At 58.3% G+C, this 26547-nt stretch carries 22 protein-coding genes; 15 read left to right on the top strand and 7 right to left on the bottom strand.

Annotated features, from left to right (window positions below):
- Positions 1 to 85 precede the first annotated feature (85 nt).
- Entirely contained in the window at positions 86 to 1735 is a 1650-nt protein-coding gene (pgm, locus tag G5221_RS14890; protein WP_421263501.1) for a phosphoglucomutase (alpha-D-glucose-1,6-bisphosphate-dependent), read from the bottom strand.
- A 58-nt stretch (positions 1736 to 1793) separates the two neighbouring features.
- Positions 1794 to 2303 (bottom strand): replication initiation negative regulator SeqA, encoded by a 510-nt coding sequence (gene seqA, locus G5221_RS14885; protein WP_421263500.1) that lies wholly within the window; start codon positions 2301 to 2303, stop codon positions 1794 to 1796.
- A 292-nt stretch (positions 2304 to 2595) separates the two neighbouring features.
- On the opposite strand from seqA, the gene G5221_RS14880 reads away from it, so the two are divergent.
- The 4 genes from G5221_RS14880 to fldA are packed head-to-tail and all read left to right on the top strand — an operon-like array spanning position 2596 to position 4518.
- Positions 2596 to 3360: an alpha/beta fold hydrolase gene (locus tag G5221_RS14880; RefSeq protein WP_421263509.1), complete on the top strand. Its 765-nt coding sequence runs from the start codon at positions 2596 to 2598 to the stop codon at positions 3358 to 3360.
- Between the two features lie 55 nt (positions 3361 to 3415).
- The gene (locus G5221_RS14875; RefSeq protein WP_005334296.1) at positions 3416 to 3637 is read left to right on the top strand and encodes a DUF2788 domain-containing protein; all 222 of its coding nucleotides are present in this window, start codon (positions 3416 to 3418) and stop codon (positions 3635 to 3637) included.
- A gap of 20 nt (positions 3638 to 3657) precedes the next feature.
- Positions 3658 to 3954: a LexA regulated protein gene (gene ybfE / locus G5221_RS14870; protein WP_005334297.1), complete on the top strand. Its 297-nt coding sequence runs from the start codon at positions 3658 to 3660 to the stop codon at positions 3952 to 3954.
- Positions 3955 to 3993: 39 nt separating this feature from the next.
- On the top strand, positions 3994 to 4518 hold the full coding sequence (gene fldA / locus G5221_RS14865) for a flavodoxin FldA (protein ID WP_005334298.1): 525 nt from the start codon (positions 3994 to 3996) through the stop codon (positions 4516 to 4518).
- A 90-nt stretch (positions 4519 to 4608) separates the two neighbouring features.
- Here the strand turns inward: fldA and G5221_RS14860 are convergent, their stop codons facing one another.
- Positions 4609 to 5082, bottom strand: a complete 474-nt coding sequence (locus tag G5221_RS14860) for a DUF4442 domain-containing protein (RefSeq protein ID WP_005334300.1) — start codon at positions 5080 to 5082, stop codon at positions 4609 to 4611.
- Between the two features lie 241 nt (positions 5083 to 5323).
- Between G5221_RS14860 and fur the strand changes: the two genes are divergently transcribed.
- A complete protein-coding gene (gene fur / locus G5221_RS14855; RefSeq protein ID WP_005334301.1) occupies positions 5324 to 5752 on the top strand; it encodes a ferric iron uptake transcriptional regulator in 429 nt (142 codons plus the stop codon).
- Positions 5753 to 5868: 116 nt separating this feature from the next.
- Here the strand turns inward: fur and glnS are convergent, their stop codons facing one another.
- From glnS to nagE, 3 genes are all read right to left on the bottom strand, one after another.
- The gene (gene glnS, locus G5221_RS14850) at positions 5869 to 7530 is read right to left on the bottom strand and encodes a glutamine--tRNA ligase (protein WP_216977397.1); all 1662 of its coding nucleotides are present in this window, start codon (positions 7528 to 7530) and stop codon (positions 5869 to 5871) included.
- 355 nt (positions 7531 to 7885) lie between these two features.
- Positions 7886 to 10549, bottom strand: coding sequence for a beta-N-acetylhexosaminidase (locus tag G5221_RS14845; RefSeq protein ID WP_005334304.1), 2664 nt, complete (start codon positions 10547 to 10549; stop codon positions 7886 to 7888).
- A 121-nt stretch (positions 10550 to 10670) separates the two neighbouring features.
- The gene (gene nagE / locus G5221_RS14840) at positions 10671 to 12149 is read right to left on the bottom strand and encodes an N-acetylglucosamine-specific PTS transporter subunit IIBC (RefSeq protein ID WP_088869457.1); all 1479 of its coding nucleotides are present in this window, start codon (positions 12147 to 12149) and stop codon (positions 10671 to 10673) included.
- Positions 12150 to 12422: 273 nt separating this feature from the next.
- Here nagE and nagB point away from each other — a divergent pair, with 273 nt between their 5' ends.
- Genes nagB through nagC form a run of 3 tightly spaced genes read left to right on the top strand, consistent with a single transcriptional unit; the run spans position 12423 to position 15597 of the window.
- The gene (gene nagB / locus G5221_RS14835; RefSeq protein WP_005334308.1) at positions 12423 to 13223 is read left to right on the top strand and encodes a glucosamine-6-phosphate deaminase; all 801 of its coding nucleotides are present in this window, start codon (positions 12423 to 12425) and stop codon (positions 13221 to 13223) included.
- A gap of 9 nt (positions 13224 to 13232) precedes the next feature.
- Entirely contained in the window at positions 13233 to 14378 is a 1146-nt protein-coding gene (gene nagA / locus G5221_RS14830) for an N-acetylglucosamine-6-phosphate deacetylase (RefSeq protein WP_421263499.1), read from the top strand.
- A 4-nt stretch (positions 14379 to 14382) separates the two neighbouring features.
- The gene (nagC, locus tag G5221_RS14825) at positions 14383 to 15597 is read left to right on the top strand and encodes a DNA-binding transcriptional regulator NagC (protein WP_005334312.1); all 1215 of its coding nucleotides are present in this window, start codon (positions 14383 to 14385) and stop codon (positions 15595 to 15597) included.
- A gap of 71 nt (positions 15598 to 15668) precedes the next feature.
- On the opposite strand, the gene G5221_RS14820 is transcribed toward nagC, so the two are convergent.
- Positions 15669 to 17285 (bottom strand): phosphoethanolamine transferase, encoded by a 1617-nt coding sequence (locus G5221_RS14820; protein WP_421221457.1) that lies wholly within the window; start codon positions 17283 to 17285, stop codon positions 15669 to 15671.
- A 230-nt stretch (positions 17286 to 17515) separates the two neighbouring features.
- Between G5221_RS14820 and G5221_RS14815 the strand changes: the two genes are divergently transcribed.
- The 7 genes from G5221_RS14815 to G5221_RS14785 all read left to right on the top strand — a co-directional run bounded on the left by G5221_RS14815 (position 17516) and on the right by G5221_RS14785 (position 26517).
- Entirely contained in the window at positions 17516 to 18751 is a 1236-nt protein-coding gene (locus G5221_RS14815) for an HD-GYP domain-containing protein (RefSeq protein WP_421263498.1), read from the top strand.
- Between the two features lie 353 nt (positions 18752 to 19104).
- The gene (locus G5221_RS14810; RefSeq protein ID WP_216954170.1) at positions 19105 to 20775 is read left to right on the top strand and encodes a sensor histidine kinase; all 1671 of its coding nucleotides are present in this window, start codon (positions 19105 to 19107) and stop codon (positions 20773 to 20775) included.
- Entirely contained in the window at positions 20772 to 21476 is a 705-nt protein-coding gene (gene btsR / locus G5221_RS14805) for a two-component system response regulator BtsR (RefSeq protein WP_421255317.1), read from the top strand. Before G5221_RS14810 ends, btsR begins: the two co-directional genes overlap by 4 nt.
- Positions 21477 to 21616: 140 nt before the next feature.
- Entirely contained in the window at positions 21617 to 23038 is a 1422-nt protein-coding gene (locus G5221_RS14800) for a carbon starvation protein A (RefSeq protein WP_005350521.1), read from the top strand.
- A 223-nt stretch (positions 23039 to 23261) separates the two neighbouring features.
- The gene (locus G5221_RS14795; protein ID WP_257124649.1) at positions 23262 to 23600 is read left to right on the top strand and encodes a DUF3302 domain-containing protein; all 339 of its coding nucleotides are present in this window, start codon (positions 23262 to 23264) and stop codon (positions 23598 to 23600) included.
- A gap of 3 nt (positions 23601 to 23603) precedes the next feature.
- A complete protein-coding gene (locus G5221_RS14790) occupies positions 23604 to 24641 on the top strand; it encodes an HlyD family secretion protein (protein WP_075115488.1) in 1038 nt (345 codons plus the stop codon).
- Between the two features lie 115 nt (positions 24642 to 24756).
- Positions 24757 to 26517, top strand: coding sequence for a DEAD/DEAH box helicase (locus G5221_RS14785; RefSeq protein ID WP_421255315.1), 1761 nt, complete (start codon positions 24757 to 24759; stop codon positions 26515 to 26517).
- The last annotated feature ends 30 nt before the right edge of the window (positions 26518 to 26547 follow it).

Here is a 26547-nt window from a genome sequence, read left to right as displayed (position 1 = left end):
ACAGACAATGAAAAAGGAGCCATTATGGCTCCTTTGTTATATCCAACGTTCAACCCCATCAGGGGCTCAAGGATGGCTACCTGATTTAGACGCCTGCCTTGGCAAGCGCAGCAGAGACGATCTGCTGGGCTTCCTGCTGGATGAGGTCGAGGTGCGTGTCGCCCTTGAAGCTCTCCATATAGATCTTGTAGATGGACTCGGTGCCGGAGGGGCGCGCCGCGAACCAGCCGTTCTCGGTCACCACCTTGAGGCCGCCGATGGCGGCATCGTTGCCCGGCGCCTTGGTCAGCTTGGCGATGATGAGCTCACCCGCCAGGGTGGAGGCTTCTACCAGTGCCGGATCCAGCTTGGAGAGCACCGCTTTCTGGGCGCTGTTGGCCGGGGCGTCGATACGGCGATAGCTGGAGCGGCCGAACTTGGCCTCCAGTGCGTCGTAATGAGCCTGCGGATCCTTGCCGGTGACCGCCAGAATTTCCGCCGCTAGCAGCGCCAGAATGAAACCATCCTTGTCGGTGGTCCAGACGGTGCCATCTTTGCGCAGGAAAGAGGCGCCCGCGCTCTCCTCGCCACCAAAGCCGAACTCGCCGCTGTAGAGGCCATCCACGAACCACTTGAAGCCGACTGGCACCTCTTTCAGAGTGCGGCCAATCTCGCCGGCAACCCGATCGATCATCGAGGAGGAGACCAGCGTCTTGCCGACGGCCGCATCGGCAGACCAGCCGGTGCGATGGGTAAACAGATACTGGATTGCCACCGCCAGATAGTGGTTCGGGTTCATCAGGCCGGACTTGGTGACGATACCGTGACGGTCGTAGTCAGGGTCATTGCCAAGGGCGATGTCGAACTTGTCTTTAAGGGCAATCAGGCTCGCCATGGCGAACGGGCTGGAGCAGTCCATCCGGATCTTGCCGTCTTTATCCAGGGTCATGAAGGAGAAGGTCGGGTCGACCTTGTAGTTCACCACCTCGATGTTCAGACCATAGGTCTTGGCGATGACGTCCCAGTAGGCGACGCCGGAGCCGCCCAGCGGATCGACACCGATCTTGATGCCCGCGTTCTTGATGGCATCCATGTCCAGCACGTTCTTCAGATCATCCACATAGGGGGTGACATAGTCGTGCTCGACCACGAACGGGCTCTTGAGCGCCTCGGCAAACGGCATCCGTTTCACGCCAGCCAGCCCCGCTTCCAGAATGGCGTTGGCTCGGTCCTCGACCCACTTGGTGATCTCCCCTTCGGCGGGGCCACCATGGGGCGGGTTGTACTTGAAGCCACCATCTTCCGGCGGGTTGTGGGATGGAGTGATCACCACGCCGTCAGCGCGCGCTGCAGGCTTGCCCGCGTTATGGCGCAGGATGGCGTGAGAGATGACCGGGGTCGGGGTAAAGCCGAGGCCAGCCTGAATGCGGGTCTCGACGCCGTTGGCCGCCAGCACTTCGACCGCACTGGCAAAGGCGGATTCGGACAGGGCGTGAGTATCCATGCCGACAAACAGCGGGCCAGTGATGCCGGCCTGCTGGCGATACTCCACCAGCGCCTGGGTCACCGCCAGAATATGGGATTCGGTAAAGGCGCTGTGCAAGGCACTGCCACGGTGGCCGGAGGTACCAAAGGCAACCCGCTGCTCGGGGCGGCTCATGTCCGGCTTGTTGAGGTAGTAGGCGCTGACCAGACGGGGGATGTTGGTCAGATCGCTTAAACGGGCCGGTTGACCGGCGTGGGAATGCTGAGCCATGGCGTTTTCCTTGCGTAATGGCGGCCTTGCCGGGCAAGGCCTGAGTCTTGAAGAATCGTTAAATGGCGCCACACACCTGCGCGATCACCTCTTCGCCATAGCCCATGCTGGCCATCAGCTGGGCCACCATGTTCTGCTTGCGGCTGGTGTTGGTGTTGGTGATCACCCAGAACGGGGTCTGCGGTACCGGCTTGGGCTTGGTGGTGCTGCCACTGGCGCGCAGAGCCTCGGGATCCTGCGAGAAATAGACGCGCTTGCGCCCCTTGATTTCGGTGCCCTGGGTAAAGCCTTCCGGGTTATCCCGGTAGAGGGTACTCAGCACCAGCATGAAGCGGTTGATGGACTTCTCTTCCTTTTGCAGCTCACCAGAATCGAGCAAGGCTTGCAGCCCTTGTTGGGTGGCTACCGTACTGGGCTGCGCGACGGCAACGGGCTCGGCAACCGGCACACGTTGGTGAGCAGGCTGTTCCAGCAGACGGCGCAGGATATCGGAGGCACTCTCACCAATGTGCCGGGTCTGGCTGGCGATATAGAAGTAGAGATCGTCATCAAGCTCGATGGTTTTCATAGGGATGCGCTGGACTCGTCGAAATTCGGATGCGGCGATTATACATAGGCAAACCCGACAGCCCAAGCAAGGGGCTGGCAGATGTACATGAATCTCATCGAGAATACGGCATAATAGCGGGCCAAGTGTGTGATCAGCCGCACTGATAGCCGATCCGGACGGGATTTTTTAGAAAAAAAACCACATAAAATCCCAATCCATTGGACGAAATCCTTTTCTTTCCAGTGCGTTAAATAAAACAGCGATACGCACCCACGACCGACAAGGTGTCATTTTGCAACAAAACAGCATATTGAACTTCAAGGAGCAGGGTCAGGGCCCGGCGGTCATTCTGATCCACGGCCTGTTTGGCAGCCTCGACAACCTCGGCCTGCTGGCCCGAGCCCTCTGCGAGCACTATCGGGTCATCAGCGTCGATCTGCGCAACCACGGAGCCTCCTTTCATAGCAGCGAGATGAGCTATCCGGCGCAAGCGGCCGACATTCTCGCGCTAATGGATCACCTTGAGCTTGATCAGGCGGCGATAGTAGGCCACTCGATGGGGGGCAAGGTCGGGATGCAGCTCGCCAAGCTGGCGCCAGAGCGGGTGATCAAGCAGGTGGTGGCCGACATGGCGCCGGTCGCCTATCCCCACTCCCGCCACCAGAATGTGTTCGCCGGACTCAACGCCACACTGCGCACGCCGCCGCAAAGCCGCAGTGAAGCGGAAGCCATGCTGGCGCAGCATATCGAGATCGCCGGGGTACGCCAGTTCCTGCTCAAATCCTTCGCCAAAGGTGAATATGGCTGGGGTTGGCGCTTCAATGTGCCCGCCCTTGAGCAAAACTACGCCAACATCATGGGCTGGCCAGAGGATGACCGCCGCTTCGAGGGGCCGGTGCTCTTTATCAAGGGGGGGGATTCTGACTATATGCAGCTCCAATACAGCGAGACTGCACTGGCCCAATTCCCGGCGGCAAAGGTGCGTGTCATCGCGGGTACCGGCCACTGGCTGCATGCGGAAAAACCGGCTCTGTTCAACAAATTGGTTGTGGATTTCCTGTCGACAGGCGGTTAACAGTTTCAAATCCTTTGTGATATAGTGCGCCCGTCATAAGGAGTGTGCGCAATCCATGCTAAGTGAACATATCGACCTGATCGAAAGTTTGGGCCTCAAGTTATTCTTTGTGGCCATTTTCATATTGATTGGCTTGGCCATTCAGGACGTGCTCAAGCGCGGCAACGTGCCCCGTTTCGGTCGTTTTATCGTCTGGTTGGTACTGTTTCTGGGTTGTGCGGGTTTTGTCGCCAAGGGGCTGATCGAACTGGGCTGGGAAGGCTCAGGACTCGGCTAACTTATTTTCATCTGTGATGTATGGCCAAACAGCAAACTGATCGAACAACACTGGATCTGTTCGCAAATGAGAAGCGCCCCGGCAGGCCAAAGACCAATCCACTCCCCCGCGAGACCCAGCTCAAGATCAACAAGCGTAACCAGCTTAAGCGCGATCGGGAAAATGGGCTGAAGCGGGTAGAGTTAAAGGTGGAGGCCGAGTTGCTGGAGCGCCTGAACCAACTTGCGTTACAACAGAACATCAGCCGAGCCGAGCTGATCCAATCTATCCTGAAACAACAGATTGAGTCCGCCTTTGCGGTGGACATTGCAGTCTGAGCGTTGAGCATTAACACCAAATACGGGTAACTAAACACTATGGCAAGTGTAGGTCTGTTTTTTGGCAGCGATACCGGTAACACCGAAGCTGTCGCCAAGATGATCCAGAAAGAGCTGGGCAAAAACCTGATTGAAGTCCGTGACATCGCCAAGAGCAGCAAGGCCGACATCGAGAGCTTTGATCTGCTGATGTTCGGCATCCCGACTTGGTACTACGGCGAAGCCCAGGCCGACTGGGACGACTTCTTCCCCGATCTGGGCGAAATCGACTTCACCAACAAGCTGGTCGCCATCTTCGGTTGCGGTGATCAGGAAGACTATTCCGAGTACTTCCTCGACGCCATGGGCACCCTGCGCGACATCGTCGAAGCAAAAGGCGCCATCATCATCGGTCACTGGCCGACTGCCGGCTACGAGTTCGAAGCCTCCAAGGCACTGGTCGATGACAAGCACTTTGTCGGTCTGGGTATCGATGAAGATCGCCAGCCGGAGCTGACCGCCGAGCGCGTCAAGGGCTGGTGCAAGCAGCTGCACGAAGAGATGTGCCTGGGCGAGCTGGAGTAATCCGCTTCCCCTCATACCTCTGACAACAAGGGCCCCGACGGGGCCCTTGTTGTATCTGCAAGTGGCGATGCTTGCCTTTATTCTCCCTTGTTATTCACCTCTGTGCTCCGGTTTGGCTCGCACATAGAGGGTGCGCTTGACCTGCGCCACCAGCTCGCCGCTCTTGTCCTGTACCGTGACCTCGAATTCGGGGAAGTGCTTGTTGCCACCTTCAGTCGCCGCCACGATTTCGGCCAGCTTGCCCTCGGTCAGGTTGAACTCGGCCACCAGCTTGCCCTTGCCCGGCTTGATATAGTTGATGCTGCCCGCCTTGTCCCAGACGTAGTAGCGATTCTTGAAGTAGCCCATCAGCATCAGAGGATAGATGGGGTCAGTCATGGCAAACATGCTGCCGCCAAACTGGGTGCGGTTGGCATTCTTGTTCCACCAGCGGGATTTCAGGGTAACCCGACAGTAGCGAAAGTCATCGCTCAGGGTCTCTATCTTGATACCGGCGCCCCAGAAAGGGGGCCAGGCGTTGAGTGCGCGGCGCACCCAGGCCGCATTGTCAAAAAGCCAATCCATGGGTCTCATCCGACCAGAATATGAAAGTTACATCTTATCAACATCTGCCATGCCAGCAAGTCGGACGACACGATTGATTATTTCAATCCAACCGGCCATTTATGGCTAAACCCCTTGAATTGCTGGGTTTATTTTTAGGGAGGCTACGACCTATAATGACAGGCCAAGCGAGTTCAAGGTTGCCATTCCTGCGGCAGTCCATCAGAATAACCCCACCTTCGAGAATGCGAATAAGTAGAATATGGCAGACAACAACCAAGCGTTAAAAAAGGCCGGGCTCAAGATCACCTTGCCCCGGGTCAAAATCCTGGAAATCCTGCAACAGCCGGACTGCCAGCACACCAGCGCCGAAGATCTCTATAAACGACTGATCGACCTGGGTGAAGAGATTGGTCTCGCTACCGTCTATCGCGTTCTCAACCAGTTTGATGATGCCGGTATCGTTACCCGTCACCACTTCGAAGGTGGCAAGTCGGTATTCGAGCTGGCCACTCAGGAGCACCACGACCATCTGGTTTGCCTCGACTGTGGCAAGGTGATCGAGTTCTCCGACGAAGTGATCGAACAGCGCCAGCGCGAGATCGCCAAGAAATTCAATATCCGTCTCACCAACCACAGCCTATACCTCTACGGTCACTGTGCTACTGGTGAGTGCAAGCACGACGAATAAGTCGGCCGCGACTTGCAGATAACGGACAATAAAAAAGCCAGCATCAGCTGGCTTTTTTATTGTCCGGCGCAGGCCGCTGGCAGCACACAGGGCAGGGTCTCCCCTGCCCCATCGGCTTAGCCTTCTACCTTGCCCCAGGAGTCGCGCAGGGCAACGGTGCGGTTAAACACCAGATGCTCCGGGCTGGAGAGCTTGTTGTCGGCGCAGAAGTAACCTTCACGCTCGAACTGGTAAGCCTGCTCCGGCTTGGCGTTTTTGAGCGACGCCTCGACACGGGCACCCTCGATGATCACCAGGGATTCCGGGTTCAGCGCGGCTTCGAAGTCATCCTCGGCGCCCGGGTTAGGTACCTTGAACAGACGGTCGTAGAGACGCACTTCCGCTGGCAGGGAGTAAGTGGCGCTGACCCAGTGGATCACCCCTTTCACCTTGCGGCCATCGGCCGGATCCTTTCCCAGGGTCTCGGGATCGTAGGAGCAGTAGATGCAGGTGACTTTGCCATCGGCATCTTTCTCGATGCGCTCGGCCTTGATCACATAGGCATTGCGCAGACGCACTTCCTTGCCCAGCACCAGACGCTTGAACTGCTTGTTCGCCTCTTCTTTGAAGTCCGCTTCGTCGATGAAGATCTCGCGGGTAAAGTTCAGCTCGCGGGTACCCATCTCGGCATTGCTCGGGTGGGCCGGGGCAGTCAGCACCTCGTCGGCAGCCAGGTTCTCGATGACCACTTTCACCGGATGCAGCACGGCCATGGCGCGCGGTGCATGCTCGTTGAGGTCTTCGCGGATGCAGGCTTCCAGCATGCTCATCTCGACGATGTTGTCCTGCTTGGTGACGCCGATGCGCTTGCAGAACTCGCGGATGGAGGCCGGAGTGTAGCCACGACGACGCAGACCGGAGACGGTCAGCATGCGCGGGTCGTCCCAACCATCGACGTGCTTCTCGGTCACCAGCAGGTTCAGCTTGCGCTTGGACATGACGGTGTATTCGAGGTTCAGACGAGAGAACTCGTACTGACGGGGGTGGCAGTCGATGGTGATGTTGTCCAGCACCCAGTCGTACAGACGACGGTTGTCCTGGAACTCCAGGGTGCAGATGGAGTGGGTGATCCCTTCCAGCGCGTCCGAGATGCAGTGGGTGAAGTCATACATCGGGTAGATGCACCACTTGTCACCGGTCTGGTGGTGGTGGGCAAACTTGATACGGTAAATAACCGGATCACGCATCACCATGAAGGGGGATGCCATGTCGATCTTGGCGCGCAGGCAGGCGGTGCCTTCGGCGAACTCGCCGTTCTTCATCTTGGCAAACAGCGCCAGGTTCTCTTCCACACTGCGATCGCGGAACGGGCTGTTCTTGCCAGCTTCAGTCAGGGTGCCACGGTACTCGCGCATCTGCTCGGGCGTCAGCTCGTCCACATAGGCCAGACCCTTTTCAATCAGCTCGATGGCGTAGCCGTGCAGCTTGTCGAAATAGTCGGAGGAATAGCAGATCTCGCCGTTCCACTGGAAGCCGAGCCACTGTACGTCCTGCTTGATGGACTCTACGTACTCGATATCTTCCTTCACCGGGTTGGTGTCATCGAAACGCAGGTTGCACTGGCCCTGATAGTCGCGGGCGATGCCGAAGTTCAGGCAGATGGATTTGGCGTGGCCGATATGGAGATAACCGTTCGGCTCGGGCGGAAAACGGGTATGCACGCTGCTGTGCTTACCGCTGGCCAGATCTTCATCAATGATCTGACGAATAAAGTTAGTTGGGCTGTTCGCCTGACTCATGGCTCACCTCAAAAAAGCGTCACTGGCGGAAGTTGTGCCGGCTGGCACCCTCATCCCCCCGCCGTCAAGCCGGGTATGATCCCTTATTACGGGCGCTGTCTCAACCTGAATTTGGCACTTCCGGGCCATTTCCCGACCATTGCGCCACTAAAAACGGCTTGGCTTGGCACATTGCGCACCAAATGCATAAAAAAGCCCCGCACAAGGCGGGGCTGAAAGTGATGAAAAACACAAAACAGACAATTACACACAACAAAGGCTCACACGCACAGTCAACCTTTCCCAAACCCGATACGCCATCGCCCTTGGGAAAGGCGGGTCTTGCGACCCACCTCATGTTAACGGTTGACTGCTATCAGTTCAGTTCGGTGACGCGGCTGGTGCGCTTGCCATCGAAGCTGGTGGTACGCAGGTAGACCTTGCCATTCACGCTCGGCTTGGCCGCTGCGTCATAGGCACTCCAGTTGGTACCGTCCAGGCTGTACTGGATGGGCAGGCCCGGCAGGTCCACGTTCGCTTCCAGCACACCGTTCACTACCTTGGCGCCCGGTACGGAGAGGCGGTATTCAACACCGGCCTGATCCAGTTTCGGCAGCACGCGCTGACCCAGTACGTTGGCAAACTGGTTCCACTCTTTGTTGAGGGTGGCCTTGTTGACGAACTTGGTCTCGCCGGAGAACTCGCGACCCTTCACATAGTTCAGCTCGAAGCCACCTTTGTGCCAGGCACGCTCGGCCACGGAGAAGATACGCGGGTAGACCATGTACTCGTACTGAGCATCGGTACGCACGGTTTCACTCCACTGCTGACCGGAGATCCCCTTGAACTTGACCGGATCCTGGTCACCCTTGGCCACGAAGGCGTTGCCGTCGCGGTCAACCGAGGTCTCGGCGTTCTGCGGCAGGTTTTCCGGGGCGAAGGCAAACACCTTGCGCGTGTCGTTGAAACGGGTTGCCCAGTAGTAGCCACGCTCGGCCGGGTGTACTTCGTTCGGGAAGTCGAAGTAGAGGTAATCCGGGTTGGACAGCACCACTTGGTAACCCTTGTGCGCCCACTTCATCGCTTCGTTGAAGCCACCCCAGTAGAGGGTTTCCCAGAAGTTGACACGGGTGTTGTCGGTGGCGAAGTCCTTGGCACCGCTGGCGTACTTCAGACCATCTTCCCACGCCTGCAGGGTAGAGAAGCCGCGGTCTTTGACCATCTGGCCCACTTCCTTGGCAAAGTAAACCGGCAGCTCGCCAACTTCCTTGATCTTGCCTTCGTCGATCATCTTCTGGCACATCGGGGACTTGCCAAACGGCTTGTCCTGCTTGCTGGAGTCGACGTTGCCTTTCCAGGCGACCAGCTCTTCTTTCTTGGTGACGGCCGGATCCTGATAGCCACCGCCCTGCATGATGTTCTTCGCCTCATCACCACCGTAGTGCCATGCGGTCAGCGGCTGACCGGCGGCCTGGTGCATCTGGGCAACTTCATCCATTACCTTGGCCACGAAGGTGGCAGCACCCGGCTGGCAAGGGTTGATGAAGGACATCTTGTCGTAGAACTGGACGGAGGTGACGTTGGAGGTGTCAGCCGGATCAGTCAGACGGAACTGGTTGGCTTCCGCTTCTTTGCCTTCCGCCATCAGACGCTTGTAGCGCGCTTCCATGGAGACCACGGCAGCACGGGCGTGGGCCGGCATGTTGATCTCGGGGATCACGGTCACACCGCGGGCCTTGGCATAACGCACCAGATCCACGTAGTCAGACTTGCTGTAGAAACCGGAACCCTGGTTGTCGCTGGTCGGGCCGGAACCCAGTTGCGGCATCAGGCACTTGGTTTCGGACTCGTCGTGGCAACGCTGGCTACCGACCTGGGTCAGCTCCGGCAGACCCGGGATCTCCAGACGCCAGCCTTCATCGTTGGTCAGGCCAAGGTGCAGCACGTTGAGCTTCATGGCAGACATCTGGTCAACCAGCTTCTTCATGGTATCCAGACTGCGGAAGTGGCGGGCCACGTCGGTCTGCATGCCACGGTATTCAAAGCGCGGCGCATCCTCGACGGTCATCGGGCTCACCAGCTTGTCATCAACACCCAGCAGGGAGATCAGGGATTGTGCCCCCCAGAAGGCGCCATCGATGTCGCGACCCTGGATCACTGTGCCCTTCTGACCGATGGTCATGTCATAGCCTTCAGCCTGCTTGAGCTTGCTGCCGAGCTTGATGGTCACCGGGTAGCCGGTGTCGGAGAGGGTAACACCCAGCTTGGTCAGTTGAGCCTTCAGAGCCTCGGCGCGATCGCTCGGCAAGTCCAGGGCATTGAGTTTGATGGTGGAGAAGTCAACCTGCGGGCCAGCTTTGACTACCTGCTTCATCGGGGTCGGCAGGATCTGGTTGTCAATCTTGCCAGCAGGCAGCAGGGTGCTGGTCTGGTTGGCCGCGAAACGGGTCTCGCTGTTCATCAGGATGTTCTTGTCATCCTTGGTACGCTTCCAGCCATCAGCCGGCATCGGCTTCTCGTAGGTGCTGGCATCATTGATGTTGCTCATGCTGGCCAGTACTTTCGGCTCGGCACCTTCGCTGGCGACATACCAGTTCGGCATGATGTCAGATTCGAACAGTACCCAGTATTCCACCACCAGCGGCACTTCGACCGTGGCATCCTTGGCAAAGCCCTGGAACTTCTCGGTTGGCGTCAAACGATAGAGATCGCCGGTCAGGTGAGTGATGGTGAACTGGTCGTTATCCACACGCTGGATACGACGGATGGAGGAGACGTAGATGCTCCAGTCTTTGGAGGTGACGTCCGCACCGGTATTGGTCAGGTGCAGCTTGGCAACGCCACAGCTCGCCCACTCGGAACCCAGCGCCTGGCAATCGAGGCCGGCACCTGCACCGTCGTTGGTGACCACTTCATACTTGACCACCAGGTTGTTGGCGAGGGAGTCGACCACAGCCTGCTTGGCGGCATCGGCTGCCTGGACCTGGCTGACAAAAACGGTAGACATGGCAATGGCTAACAGAGAATGTTTCAAGTTCATAACTGCTGCTCTCATTTGAAGTAAAGGTTGGATTTTCTTGGCTTTTTTATATAGGGCCCCTGAGCGGGGCCCTTAGTTATGTCAACAATGGACTTAGACTTGAGGTGAGCGAGTCGCTCGATTAACGCAGGGCTTTCATCTCACCGGCGATGATTTCGGCCAATGGGCCCAGAATCACCTGCAGGTTCTGCTCACCGAGTTTGACCACACCGGCCGCACCCAGGGCTTTCAGCTTGCGCTCATCGACGATGCTGCGGTCTTTCAGAGTCAGACGCAGACGGGTGATGCAGGCATCGATGGAGACCAGGTTCTCTTGACCACCCAGCACTTCCAGGTATTGCTTGGCCAGCTCGGTACGGTTGGTAGATTGAGCGGCAGCCGGAGCAGTCTCTTCGTCATCTTCACGACCCGGGGTTTTCAGGTTCAGCTTGGCAATCACTACGCGGAACACGGTGTAGTAGAGGCCGAAGAAGACCAGACCCTGAGGGATCAGCATGTACCAGTTGGTCGCCAGCGGGTTACGGCTGGAGAGCACCATATCCACCAGACCGGCACTGAAGCCGAAACCGGCCATCCACTGCATGGAGGCAGCGATGAACACGGAGATACCAGTCAGTACGGCGTGAATGACATACAGTACCGGCGCCACGAACATGAAGGAGAACTCGAGCGGCTCGGTTACACCGGTGAAGAAGGAGGCAAAGGCAGCTGCGATCATGATGGAGGCAACTTTCTCTTTGTTCTCTTTCTTGGCGGAGTGGTAGATGGCCAGAGCGGCACCCGGCAGACCGAACATCATGATGGGGAAGAAGCCAGCCTGGTACATACCGACCACGCCTTTCACCTGCTCCAGGCTCTTGCCAGCGGCCAGAGCGGCATCGATGGTAGCCTGACCACCCAGGAAGTTCGGGATGTCGTTGATACCGGCCACGTTGAACCAGAACACGGAGTTCAGGGCGTGGTGCAGACCGATCGGGATCAGCAGACGGTTGAAGAAGGCGTAGATACCGGCACCGGTTGAGCCCAGGCTCACGATGGACTCACCGAAGGAGACCAGACCACCGTAGATTGCCGGCCATACGGCCATCAGGATGAAAGATACGACGATCATCACCACGGAGGTTACGATCGGTACCAGACGACGACCGGAGAAGAAGGAGAGTGCCTTGTGCAGTTCGACGCTGCTGAAGCGGTTGTACAGCTCAGCGGCGATAACACCACACAGGATACCCACGAACTGGTTGCTGATCTTGGCAAACGCGGCAGGAACCTGCTCCACCGGGATGCTCTTGATCTGGGCCACAGCGCCCGGGCTCAGCAGGGTGGTAACGACCAGGAAGCCGACCAGACCTGCCAGAGCAGCAGAACCGTCTTTATCCTTGGACATACCGTAAGCAACACCGACTGCGAACAGTACGGACATGTTATCGATAATGGCTGCGCCCGCTTTAATCAGGAAGGCAGCCAGCGCACTGTCACCACCCCAACCATTCGGGTCAATCCAGTAGCCAACCCCCATCAGGATCGCTGCGGCAGGCAATACCGCTACCGGCACCATCAGGGCACGGCCGATCTTTTGCAAATAACCGAGAATGTTCACGGTTCCTCTCCTTAGTTAATGTTTTTCTAGAAATTAAGTGCTTATCACGTTTGACGCATAAGCCAACAAGGCTTGATTGGCAGTCTAGGGCTTTTATTTCGCTGCGCAAATTAATAAACCGATAATCGTGATCGTTATCACCCAAACAAGATAAAGGTGGTGGATAGATGTGGCTTAGTTCGCAATCTTTATTTACGCTATAAAACAACTTGAATCCGTCTTAGCCAATTGCCACCGCCAAACCGGTCGCAACCCGACACAGAGGTATCCCATATGCGCCTGATCCCGTTGAAATCTGCCAGCCAAGTAGGCCTGTGGTCTGCTCGTTACATCGTTGACCGCATCAACGCGTTCAAGCCGACCAGCGATCGCCCTTTCGTACTGGGCCTGCCCACCGGTGGCACCCCGCTCAACACCTACAAGCGCCTGATCGAGTTGCACAAAGCCGGTGAAGTGAGCTTCCAGAACGTGGTCACCTTCAACATGGACGAGTACGTCGGCCTGCCGGAAGATCACCCGGAGAGCTACCACAGCTTCATGCACAACAACTTCTTCAGCCACATCGACATTCGTCCCGAGAACATCAACATCCTCAACGGCAATGCCGAGGATCTGGTGGCCGAGTGCAAGCGCTACGAAGACAAGATCAAGTCCTACGGCAAGATCCACCTGTTCATGGGTGGCGTGGGCAACGACGGCCACATCGCGTTCAACGAGCCGGCCTCTTCCCTCTCCTCCCGCACCCGGGTCAAGACCCTGACTGAAGACACCCGCATCGCCAACTCCCGCTTCTTCGGTGGCGACATGGAGCAGGTGCCCAAGCTGGCCCTGACCGTGGGTGTCGGCACCCTGATGGATGCGGAAGAGATCATGATCCTGGTCACCGGTCACGGCAAGGCACTGGCTCTGCAGGCCGCCGTGGAAGGCAGCGTCAACCACATGTGGACCATCTCCACCCTGCAACTGCATCCGAAGGGAATGATGGTGTGCGACGAGCCCTCTACCATGGAGCTCAAGGTCAAGACCGTTCGCTACTTCCAGCAGCTGGAAGCCGCCAACATCGGCCGTCTGTAAGGAGTCGTCATGTACGCATTGACCAACTGCACCCTCTACACCGGCAGCTGCGTGCTGACCGGCTACGGGGTGCTTATCGAGGGCGACAAAATTGTCGCCATCTCTCACCTGGCTGAACTGCCTGCGGGCATCGAGCAGATTGATCTCAAAGGCGCCAACCTGACCGCCGGTTTTATCGACGTGCAGCTCAACGGCTGTGGCGGTGTGATGTTCAACACCGACATCACGGTCGAGACCCTGGCAACCATGCAGGCGGCCAACCTCAAATCCGGTACCACCAGCTTCCTGCCGACCCTGATCACCAGTCCGGATGCGGATATGAAGCAGGCCGTTGCGGTTACCCGCGACTACATGGCGGCACACCCCAACGAGGTGCTGGGCGTCCATCTGGAAGGGCCTTATACCAACCTCAAGCGCAAGGGGATCCACCCTGCCGCGCAAATTCGCCAGCCAGCGGACGAGATGATCGACTTCTTCTGCGCCAACGCGGATGCCATCACCAAGATCACCCTGGCACCGGAGCGCAACGAGCCGGCCCATATCCGCCGTCTGGTGGAAGCGGGCATTCTGGTCTCGGCCGGTCACACTGCCGCCAGTTATGTCCAGGCTATGGCTGGTTTTGACAACGGCATTCGTTTTGCCACCCACCTCTACAACGCCATGACTCCGACCCTCAATGGTCGCGAGCCGGGCGTCGTGGGCGCCATCTACGATCGCAAAGATGTCTACGCGGGCATCATCGTCGATGGCCACCATGTGCACTGGGCCAACGTGCGTCTGGCTCACAAGGCGCTGGGGGAGCGACTGGTGCTGGTCACCGATGCCACCGCAGCAGCGGGTGCACCGGAAGGCTTTGAGAAATTTGATTTTTGTGGCACCACCGTCTTTTTACGCGATGGTCAGTGTGTCGACGAGAATGGTACACTCGGCGGTTCCTCCCTCACCATGATTGAGGGGGTGGAAAATCTGGTCAAGCAGGTCGGATTACCGCTCGATGAAGCACTGAGAATGGCCAGCCTCTACCCCGCTCGCGCCATTGGATGGGACTCACGTCTCGGTAGTATCCAGGTCGGTAAAGTAGCCAACCTCACTGTCTTCGATCAGGACTTCACGGTCCGTGGGACCGTGGTTAACGGACACTACACACAACAGTGACATCATGACTGGCGGACAAATAGCAAACGTAGATCTTATCAAGCAGGTCAACAGTGCAGCCGTGTATCGGCTCATCGACCTGCAAGGCCCCATCTCCCGGGTCAAGATTGCCGAGTTGAGTCAGCTGGCCCCGGCCAGCGTGACCAAAATAACCCGGCAACTGATCGAGCATGGCCTGATCAAGGAGACCTCTCCGCAAGCCTCAACCGGCGGGCGGCGTGCCATCTCCCTGACCACCATCAAACATCGCTTTCAGTTTGTCTCTGCCAAGCTGGGCCGCGGCTATCTGCAACTGAGTCTCTATGACCTCGATGGCAAGGAGCTCGACCAGCACGTCATTCAGGTGACCGAGATCGACCAGCAACCCGTGGTCGACATGCTGCTGCGGGAGATTGGCGCCTTTATCGATGCCAACCGCGAACGTTGTCGCAACCTCATCAGCATCGCGCTGACCATGCCGGGTCTGGTCAACCCGGAATCCGGCATGGTCATCTACACCCCCAAGTACCAGATCCGCAATCTGGGGCTGGCGAAGCTGCTTGAGAACCACTTCAACCTCCCCTGCTACGTGGGCAACGACACCCGCTCTCTGGCACTGGCCGAACACTTCTTCGGCGAGTCCCGCGACTGCATGGACTCCATTCTGGTGAGTGTCCATCAGGGGACGGGCTCCGGGATCATCACCAAGGGTCAGGTGTTCCTCGGTCAGAACCGCAACGTCGGCGAGATCGGCCATATTCAGGTCGAGCCGCTCGGCAAGCGCTGCCACTGTGGCAACTTCGGCTGCCTCGAAACCATCGCCTCCAACGAAGCGATCATCGACAAGGTGAAGGAGCTTATCAGCCGCGGCCACCAGAGCGCGCTGCAGGAGAAGCACATCACCATTCAGGAGGTGTGCAAGGCGGCGCTGGCAGGTGATGAACTGGCCCGCAGCGTCATCGAGAACGTGGGTGAGCATCTGGGACGGGCAGTGGCCATCACGGTCAACCTGTTCAACCCGCAGAAGGTGCTGATCGCCGGTGAAATCACCGCCGCCGAAGAGATCCTCTTCCCGGCCATCCGTCGCTGCGTCGAGCATCAATCCCTGCCGAGCTTCCACCGTGGCCTGCCCATCGTGAAAGCCCGCTTCCAGAACCAGCCGACCTATGGCGGCTTTGCGCTGGTCAAGCGCGCCCTGCTGGAGGGAGATCTGCTGCAGATCATCATGGAGCAGAAGTAAGGCACTGACCTTGCGAGATAACAAAACGGCAGCCACTGGCTGCCGTTTTCTATTGTGTGCTTGCTAGCGGTTTAACCCGCCCGACATGGCTTGAACAGGTCCAGCTTGTTGTCGTAAACACGGGTCTGCACATCCATGATCCCCAGCATGGAGTGAAAGAGGTTGTCATGGGAGAAGCGCTGGCTGCTCGCCTCCGCCGCCAGGCAACCCATATCAAGCTGGCGATCGGCCTGTAACTGGGGCGAGAACCAGGTCAGCAGCGGCACCCGGGTCTGATCATCCGGCGCAAACTTGTAGGGCGTGCCGTGCAGATAGAGCCCCATAGCCCCAAGGGATTCGCCGTGATCGGAGAGATAGACCAGTCCCACATCATACTGGCTCTCCAGCGACTTGAGCTTGTCTATCAGCAGTCCCACCACCTTGTCGGTGTAGCGGATGGTGTTGTCATAGGTGTTGACCAGCTCTTCGTTGCTGCAGTTTTCAATGTCGCTACGCGGGCAGTCCGGCATAAAGACGCGCTCGCTGGCAGGGTAACGACGAAAATAGGTCGGGCCATGGCTGCCCATCAGGTGAAAAGCCACCAGCTTGTTGCCCTTCATGCCGGCAATCTGCTGATCCAGCCCCTCCAGCAGCACCTCGTCATAGCAAGACTCCCCCTGACAGAGCGCAGGATAGGATTTGGGGAGGATCTCGATGGTCGGCACATTGCGGCACACCCCTTTACAGCCGCCATCGTTCTCTTTCCACAACACCGAGACCCCGGCATGTTGCAGCACATCGAGCAGGCCGTCACGGGAGCTGGCAAGCTGGTCATCGTAACCGCGGCGAGTGAGGTTGGAGAACATGCAGGGCACCGAGACGGCGGTGGCTGTACCGCAGGAGCGCACATTCCTGAACGACACCACCCCCTGCTCTTTTGCTGTAAAGCTGTTGGTCGCCTTGCCATACCCGTTAAGGGAGTAGTTCTGGCTGCGCGCCGTCTCCCCCACCACCAGGAACATCAAAGTCGGCTTGCTTCCCCGCGCCACCACCCTGGCATCTGTCCCCAGATGCTGGTAGGGGATCGGCGTGGCAAACAGCACATCCCGCCCATATTTGTAGAGGCCGTGCACATAGTTGGCGGGCACAATCTCTTTGGCCAGCGACTTGTTGTTGCGCCCGACCGAGGCGTAATCCTGATAGTAAAGTGACGCGACGCCCCCGATAAACAGCAGAGAGATAGCCAGTGCACCAGCCCGCCACGCCAACCCCTGATACCAGCGAGCCGGATAGCGGATCCGCAGTGACCAGAGCACCAGAACAGGCAGCAGCCCGGTCAGCAGAAACCAGAGCGCAACCGAGCCATTCAAATAGGCACCCGCCTCACCACTGTTGGTCTCCACTATGTTCTGGATCATGCCGGCATCAAAGATGACACCGTATTTGAGCATGGCGTAGCTGACGATGGAGCCAGTCAGAATGAGCACGGTAAAAAAGGGCTTGAGCACAAACCGGAACGTGAAGGGAATAAACACGGCATTGAGCGCAGCGATCAGCACCAGCGGGATCGAGATGGCAAATCCGGCTTTGACATGGGTCAGGGCGCTGAGCACCGTATAGAAATGCAAAAAGATTGGCCAGTTCAGTACCAGGGCGAAAAAGAGCACCAGCAACAGATTGGTCTGCAGTACACCGAGAGTTACACGCATAAACAACTCCTACATACCGGCCTGCAGCGCAGCGGGCCGGCCAAGCCAACAAAAACGACGGGGCCAGCGTAGGAAGTAAAACTTAAGCGCGAATTAAGAGGAGAAGCACGGCGCTCGTGCGCCCCATCACAGCACGGGGTGCTCCGTAGCCCCGAAATGGATTTTTAGTTGTCTATCCATCGGATTTTGCTAGCTTGTTGAGTAGGCATTCCAGAAATGCAGGTTAACCGATGGCACTGATCCAAGCCTCCATAGAACAGTTGCGGGTAGGCCACTATATCCATCTCCCCACCGGATGGACCAACCACCCGTTTATGTTCAATGCCTTCAAAATCAAAGATCAGCAGCAGCTGGATATCATCCGCCACCTTGATCTGAGCCTGATGATGGTGGATCCGGACAAGAGCGATCTGCCTATCGAGCCACTGTTGCGTGGCGATATCCCCGATGCCGGGCCCGATCTCGAAGAGCTGGAGTCCCTGATTGATGCCGGCCCGCCCCCTTTTGACGAAAAAGCCTTTCGCCGCTCCATGCGCGCCGCCGACAAGGCCTTTGGCCAGTCCATGAGCGAGCTGCGCGATGCGCTCGGGGCACTCAACCTCAAACCGGATGAAGGGCTGGCCAATACCGCCCAGATCGTCCGCAATGCCGCCTTCACCCTCAGTCAGCACGAGGGCCCCCTCGGGCTCCACCTGATCCGCAGTCCCCACACCGATGTCCTGCTGCAGCACAGTCTCAACGTGGCTTTCATTGCCATGTTGATGGCGCGCGAACTGGGGATGAATCCCATCGAGCTGGAAGAGACCGGGCTTGCGGGACTTATCCACGATATAGGTGAACTGAAAATTCCCAGCCAGATCACCCAAAAGCGTGGTGAGCTAAACAAGGCCGAGCAGAACTTCCTCAAGATGCATCCCCAGTACGGATTTGACATGCTGAACCAACTCAATGCCTTTGAGCCCAAAATTCGTCAGGTAGCCCATCTGCACCACGAACGGCTCGACGGTAGCGGTTATCCGCTGGGGATCAAGGGGGGGGAGGTCCCGCCGCTGGCGCGGCTGATCGGACTGGTCGACTTCTACGACGAGCTGCTTCATCCCCGCAACAGCGGCACGCCGGCGGCACCGAGTCAGGCCATCAGCCAGCTCTACAAGTTATCCCAGAAGAAGTTCGACCAGAATCTGGTCAAGTTGCTGGTCAAGGTGCTGGGGGTCTACCCGCCGGGATCCCTGGTGAAACTCTCCGACGAGAGCATTGCGCTGGTACTCTCTACCGAACCCACCATGCCCCTCAAGCCGAAGATCCTGCCCTATATCAAGGCCCAGCGGCCGGAAGCGGTCGCCATGATCGATCTGCGGGAAGATGAACGCACCATCAGTGCCTTTATCAAACAGGAGGAGCTGGATGAGGGACAGCGGCAGTTCTTCAATCTGACCCGCCGCTTCTGTTACTACTTTGCATTCTGAGTTATCCCCAGAAGCTGGGGATAACTCATTGGACAAACCGGAATAATTGCACGAATCCCCACCAACAGGTTGCCATCTGATCATGTATAAAAAACGCCCAGCCAGGGGGCCGGGCGGAGCATGCCACTTCCATGTGGCGTATCCGACGGATACATTCATGCTCTATCCATCAATAGCAATCTGTCGCCTCTTACACAAATATCAATTTAACATGCTGATTTAATGTAGTTTTATCCATTTGTTCTGGCAAACTGGCGGTCCGTTGCGACCCGCAGGGCCAACCGAACAAGATCTTGATCACACTTATTCACGGGCTGGTTGTTTTTTAGGCTGGCTGATGAGGCGCGTTTTTTATGCAGTTGGTTCTCTCTTTGTTACAGCAGATGAGCGTCAGCCTGGTGATCGCCTATCTCTTCTCGAAAAGCCCGCTGCTTCGCCCGCTTGCCAACTATTCAGTGAGGATTCCTCACAAGGTACTGATATACATAATATTTTCATGTTTTTGCATCCTCGGAACCTATGTGGGCCTAGATATCGACGATGCCATCGCCAACACCCGGGCTGTCGGCGCCGTCTTGGGGGGATTATTGGGGGGACCGCTGGTGGGCTTTCTGGTGGGGCTGACCGGCGGTCTGCACCGCTATACGCTGGGGGGATTTACCGATCTCGCCTGCGCCATCTCCACCACCTGCGAGGGGTTGCTCGGGGGCATAGTGCACTGGCGACTGATGCGCTCGGGGCGAACGGATGCCCTGTTTGAACCACGCATCGCCTTCTTTACCACTCTCTATGCCGAGATCATGCAGATGGTCATCATCCTGCTGGTGGCGACCCCGTTCGACAAATCCCTGCTGTTGGTACGCACCATCGCCACCCCGATGATTCTGGCCAACTCCTGTGGCGCGGCGCTCTTTATCAGCATGATCCGCGACCAGCAGCGGATGTATGAGAAGTTCTCCCGGGTCTTCTCCGCCAAGGCGCTCAATATCGCCAACCGTACAGTGGGGATCATGAGTCAGGGCTTTACCCCACAGGCAAGCAACAAGATTGCCCGCATCATTCAGGAGGAGACCGGCGTTGGGGCGGTCGCCATCACGGACACCGAGCAGATCCTCGCCTTTATCGGCACCGGCGAAGATCACCATCTGCCGGGCACCCCCATCGCGTCAGCCATCACCATGCAGGCCATCGCCCAGAACAAGGTGCTGTTTGCCGATGGCAACAGCCAGCCCTATCGCTGCAGCCTCTCCTCCGCCTGCCAGCTGGGCTCGGTGCTGGTGATCCCGCTGCAGGGGGACAAGGGGGTGATCGGCACCATCAAGCTCTACGAGCCGAAGAAGCGGCTGTTTCTCAAGATCAACCACACCCTGGGGGAAGGGATTGCCAACCTGCTGTCACAGCAGTTGCTGGCCGGTCGGCTGGAGCAGCATCAGCGGCTGCTGGTGCAGTCCGAACTCAAGCTGATCCAAGCCCAGATCAACCCCCACTTTCTGTTCAACACCCTCAACACCATCAGTGCCATCACCCGGCGCGATCCGGACAAGGCGCGGGATCTGCTGCTGCATCTGTCGCTGTTCTTTCGCAAGAACCTCAAACGCCAAAGCGGCCTTGCGACTCTGCAGGAGGAGCAGGAGCACTGCCAATCCTATCTGGAGATCGAGCTGGCCCGTTTTGGCGATCGGCTGACGGTGATAAACGAGATCCCGCCCCATCTGGCCACACTGCGACTGCCCAGCTTCACCCTGCAACCGTTGATCGAGAATGCCATCAAGCACGGCATCTCGACTCTGCTGGAGCAGGGGCGCATTCGCCTCTGGACCGATGAGCATCCCACCAGCGTCACCATCCATGTGGAAGATAATGCAGGCACCTGGCAAGCACATCCCGCTGGCGACGGTCTGGGCATGACCATCGTAGACCGGCGACTGAAAAGCGCCTTTGGCGAGCGCTATGGCGTGACTATTGCGTGCGAGCCGGAACAGTGGACCCGGGTGTCGTTCACCATCCCCAAGGAGCAACCATGATCCGCACTCTGATAGTCGATGACGAACACTACGCCCGCGAAGAGCTGAGGCAGCAGCTGGCCTGCGATCCTGCCATCGAGATCGTGGGGGAAGCGGCCAACGCCATCGAGGCGCTGCCGCTTATTCAGCGCCTCAAGCCTGATGTGGTGTTCCTCGATATCCAGATGCCCAAGCTGAGCGGCATGGAGCTGGTCGCCATGCTCGACCCCCTGCCCCGCATCGTCTTTGTCACCGCCTTTGACGAATATGCCATTCAGGCCTTTGAAGAGAACGCCTTCGACTACCTGCTCAAGCCGGTGGAGCCCGCCCGGCTCGCCAAGACGCTGACTCGCCTCAAGCAGGATATCTCCCCGCAGCCCATCGAGCGGCTGGCCCCCACCATCGCACATATTCCGGGCTATCTGCACAACCGGGTCAGGCTGCTGCCCGTCGAGCAGGTGGAGTATGCCTTCTCCGATCTGGGCGGGGTCCATGTGGCCTGTCAGGGCGAGCTGTTCCACACCCAGCTCACCCTCAAATCACTTGAGGAGAAGAGCCCGCTGCTGCGCTGCCACCGCCAATATCTGGTCTCTCCCTACGCCATCTTCGAGATCCGGCTGCTGGATAACCAGCTGGCAGAGATTGTCACTCCGAGCGGCGCCCGGGTGCCGGTCAGTCGTCGCTATCTCAAGGAGCTCAAAGATCAGCTGGGGCTGGACTGAACCGCGGAGTGTGCGCCTGATCACAGCCGCCGACCGCTCGGCGCGCCAAAGCGCCGCTCGGGGAGTTTCACCTGCCAGACAGGCGCAACCGTTTTAGACTCGCTCTGCACACTAAAAAATAACAATGCAGGAGCGTAGCAATGATCTGGTTCTTCCTCTGTGTCGGCTTACTTGTGGCCGGCTACTTCATATACGGCAAATTCATCGAACGGATATTCAGCCCGAAACCCGAGCTGAAAACCCCCGCCATCACCATGGCTGACGGGGTGGACTATGTCCCCATGTCGGACAAGAAAGTCTATCTGGTTCAACTGCTCAACATCGCAGGTGTCGGCCCCATCTTCGGCCCCATCCTGGGTGCCCTCTACGGCCCGGTCGCCATGCTGTGGATCGTCTTTGGCTGCATCTTCGCCGGTGCGGTACATGACTACTTCTCCGGCATGCTGTCGGTGCGCGCCAAGGGGGCCTCGGTGCCAACCGTGGTCGGTGAGCATCTGGGCACCGCCGCCAAGCACTTCATGAACCTGTTTGCCGTGGTGCTGCTGATGCTGGTGGGCGTGGTATTCGTGCTGAGCCCGGCAGGGCTGCTCGCCAACCTCACCTCCACCGATCTGGTCTACTGGATTGTGGCAATCTTTGCCTACTACATCCTCGCGACCATAGTCCCCATCGACAAGATCATCGGCCGCTTCTACCCCATCTTCGGCGCCCTGCTGGTCTTCATGTCGGTCGGCCTCATCGTTGGCCTGATCGCCTCCGGCAAAGGCTTCTACAACACCGGGATGGACTTCTCCAACCTGCACCCGACCGAACTGCCGCTCTGGCCGCTGCTCTTCATCACCATCGCCTGTGGCGCGGTATCAGGCTTCCACGCCACCCAGTCACCGCTGATGGCGCGCTGCATGCAGAACGAAAAATCCGGCCGCTTCATCTTCTACGGCGCAATGATCGGTGAAGGGATCATCGCCCTTATCTGGTGCACCCTGGGTCTCTCCTTCTACGACAGCACCGAAGCGCTCAACGCTACTATGGCCAACGGCGGCCCGGCGGCCGTGGTACACGAAGTCTCCACCAGCCTGCTCGGCACAGTCGGCGGTATTCTGGCCATCCTCGGCGTGGTGATCCTGCCCATCACCTCCGGTGACACAGCGTTTCGCAGTGCTCGCCTGATCGTGGCGGACTTCCTGAAGATGACCCAGAAACCGCTGGCCAAGCGTCTGCTGATCGCCATCCCCATGTTTATCCTTGGCTTCATCATCTCCAAGGCTGAATTCGGGGTGATCTGGCGCTACTTCGGCTGGGCCAACCAGACCACCGCCGTCATCATGTTGTGGGCTGCGGCTGCCTACCTCATCAAAGAGGGCAAGCTGCACTGGATATGCACCATTCCCGCCATGTTCATGACCGCTGTGGTGATCACCTATCTGGCCAACGCCCCCATCGGGTTCGGGCTGGAGATGGGGACCTCCACCATCATCGGCCTGACTGCAACGGCGGCCATTACCGTGGCCTTCCTGATGAAGTTCCGCCAGCCCTTGGTCAGCAGTACCAGCGAAGGGTAAAACAGCAAAAAATTGCTGCGAAAGCAGTACAAAAAAGGCGCCTGATGGCGCCTTTTTTAATGACAAAAAGACTAATAAGACAACTGTCGAACGGCTTCAGCTTCAATACAGCAAATAGCTTTAAGATTCCGGGCAAACTGACGATAAATGTGTGATTCTTAATTGCTTTAGTGCTTGTTGGAACCCATGATTAAGCTGTGCGTCATGCCAGTGGAGGTTATAAATGGCCCTTGATTATTTTGCCCTTGGTCTGCTCGTCTTTGTCGGGCTGGTCATTTTTTATGGCGTCATCGTTATCCACGATATTCCTTACGAGATTGCCAAACATCGGAATCACCCTCATCAGGATGCCATTCATGTGGCAGGTTGGGTCAGCCTGTTTACCCTGCACGTGCTGTGGCCCTTCCTCTGGATCTGGGCAACCCTCTATCGGCCGGATCGCGGCTGGGGCTTTAGCCAGCGGCTGCAAGAAGATGAAGAGGAGCTGGCGGCCCTCAAGCAGGAGTTGGCGGATCTGAAGAGCCGTATCAACACTATCGAACAGAGTGAGCAACAGGGATAAACCATGGACCTGCTACTGATCCTGACCTACACGGCACTGTGTGTCGCCATATTCAAAATCTTCCGCATCCCGCTCAACAAGTGGACCGTCCCCACCGCAGCACTGGGCGGCGTGCTGCTCATCGGCACCCTGATCATGCTGATGAACTACAACCACCCCTACTCCGAGATGGCGCGCAACTACTACGTCTCCACCCCCATAGTGCCGCTGGTCAAGGGCCGGGTGGTTGAGGTGCCGGTACAGGCCAACCAGCCGGTGAAAAAAGGGGATGTGCTGTTTCGCATCGATGACGAGCCGTTCCGCCTGAAAGTGGAGAGCCTCACCGCACGGGTCGAATCCAACCGCGAACACCTCAAGTCCATCGAGGCGAGACTGCGCTCCGCCAGGCTGGATCGGGATCGCGCCAGCGACCTGATGCGCCGTGGCGTGGGCAAGCAGCGCGATCTCGACGTCACCCAGGCCAACGTGGACGACATCGTGGCCCAGATTGACCAGCAGAAAGCCACCCTGAACGATCTGCAGGCCCAGCTGATGGAAGCCAAGTACCAGCAGTCACAAACCGTGGTCTATGCCCCGAGCGATGGTCATGTGGTGCAATTGGCCCTACGCCCCGGCATGATCGCCACCCCCTTCATGTATCGTCCGGTGATGACCTTCATCCACAAGGATGACACCGCCTACGTCGGCTGGTTCTGGCAGAACAGCATGCAGAGACTGGCGGTGGGCGATGAGGCCGAAGTGGTGATCGATGGCGTACCCGGCAAGATCTTCAAAGGCAAGGTGACAGCCGTGGTTCCGGCCATTGCCGCCGGTAACGTGCAGGCCAACGCCGGTCTGCTGGATCAAACCACTGCGGTGCGCCCGGGTCGTCTGCCGGTGGTTATCTCCATCACCGACCCCGAGTGGGCCAAGTATCAGGTAATTGCAGGCTCCAGCGGGCAGGCTGCCATCTATACCCACTACTTCCACCATGTATCTGTGATGCGCAAAGTGCTGCTGCGCATGGCAAGCTGGATGAACTACATCTTCCCGTTCCATTGATCAGCACCCAAGCACCCTGCGGGCCGGCATCATGCCGGCCCGCTGTTTTTGTGACGGCAAGCACCCTATAATGGCGCCATCTTGCACCACCCCACATCGACATACCCAAGCCTGCATGTTCGTTCTCAGACCCTATCAGACCGACGCCGTCAACGCCGTTATCAGCCACTTTCGCAAACACCCGGATCCCGCCGTGGTGGTGCTGCCCACCGGGGCCGGCAAGAGTCTGGTGATCGCCGAGCTGGCCCGCAAAGCGCGCGGTCGGGTGCTGGTGCTGGCCCACGTCAAGGAGCTGGTGGAGCAGAACCACGCTAAATACGAGGCGTGGGGGCTCAAGGCCGATATTTTCGCTGCCGGCCTGGATCGCAAGGAGGCGAGCGCCCAGGTGGTGTTCGGCTCGGTGCAGTCGGTTGCCCGCAATCTGGATGCCTTTGACGGAGCGTTTTCGCTGCTGATCATCGACGAGTGCCACCGGGTCTCGCTGGATGACGACAGTCAATACCATCAGGTGATCGACCATCTCAAGGCTGCCAATCCGGCCCTCAAGATCCTCGGCCTCACCGCCACCCCCTATCGACTCGGGCTGGGCTGGATCTACCGGCGCCACTACTACGGCATGGTCAAGAGCCACGGCGAGCGCCTGTTTGGCGACTGCGTGTTCGAGCTGCCGCTGCGCTTCATGGTGAAAAACGGCTACCTGACGCCGCCGCGCATGGTGGATGCCCCCATAGTCCACTACGACTTCAGCAAGCTGGTGGCGAGGGAGAACGGCCTCTTTAGCGAGGCAGATCTCAACGGAGAGCTCAAGCGCCAGCAGCGGGTCACCCCCCATATCCTGAGTCAGGTGCTGGAGTATGCCGCCGACCGGCAGGGGGTGATGATCTTCGCCGCCACCGTCGAGCATGCCCGCGAAATTCACGGTCTGCTGGGCGCCCGAGGCCAGCAGGCAGCCCTTATCACCGGCGAGACGCCGGGGCCGGAGCGCGATGCCCTCATCAGCGCCTTCAAGGCGCGGGAGCTCAAGTTTCTGGTCAACGTGGCGGTACTCACCACCGGCTTCGACGCCCCCCATGTCGATCTTATCGTGATGCTCAGGCCCACTGAGTCGGTCTCCCTCTACCAGCAGATCGTGGGGCGGGGCCTGCGCCTCTCGCCGGGCAAGAGCGATTGTCTGGTGCTCGACTATGCGGGCAACAACTTCAACCTGTTCGCCCCCGAAGTGGGGGAGCCTCGCCCCCACGCCGGTACCGAGCCGGTACAAGTACCCTGCCCCGCCTGCGGTTTTGCCAACACCTTCTGGGGCAAGACCGACGAGGATGGCAAGGTGATCGAGCACTACGGACGCCGCTGTCAGGGGCTGTTTGAAGATGACGAGGGCAACCGTGAAGAGTGCGACTACCGCTTTCGCGCCAAGATCTGCCCCGGCTGTGGCGCGGAGAACGACATCGCCGCCCGCCGCTGCCAGAGCTGCGATCAGCTGCTGGTGGACCCTGACGACAAGCTCAAAGAGGCGCTCAATCTCAAGGATTGTATGGTGATCCGCTGTGCGGGGCTAACCCTCACAGCAGGGCGCGGCAAACAGGGGGAGCGGCTGGAGGTGACCTACCACGATGAGGATGGATTGACCCTCAGTGAATACTTCGGATTTCACTCCCCGGGCGCACGGCGCTTGTTTCAACAGCACTTTGTGCGTCATCATTGGCCCGCCCCGGGGCTGGAGCCCGAATTTGCCACCCTGGCGAGCGTGCTGGCCGCGCAAAGCCAGTTCCGTCATCCCGATTTTGTCATCGCCCGCAAATCGGGTCGCTTCTGGCAGATAAAAGAGAAAATTTTTGATTATGAGGGTCGCTATCGTACCGCCAACTCGATGACATGATGGCGACCGGCATACATGGCATGAATTGCG

Origin of the sequence: Aeromonas sp. 602200, assembly GCF_049173895.1 — a bacterium.
GTDB classification, from domain to species: Bacteria; Pseudomonadota; Gammaproteobacteria; order Enterobacterales; family Aeromonadaceae; genus Aeromonas; species Aeromonas veronii_A.
This window is presented reverse-complemented; position numbering and strand designations above follow the sequence as displayed.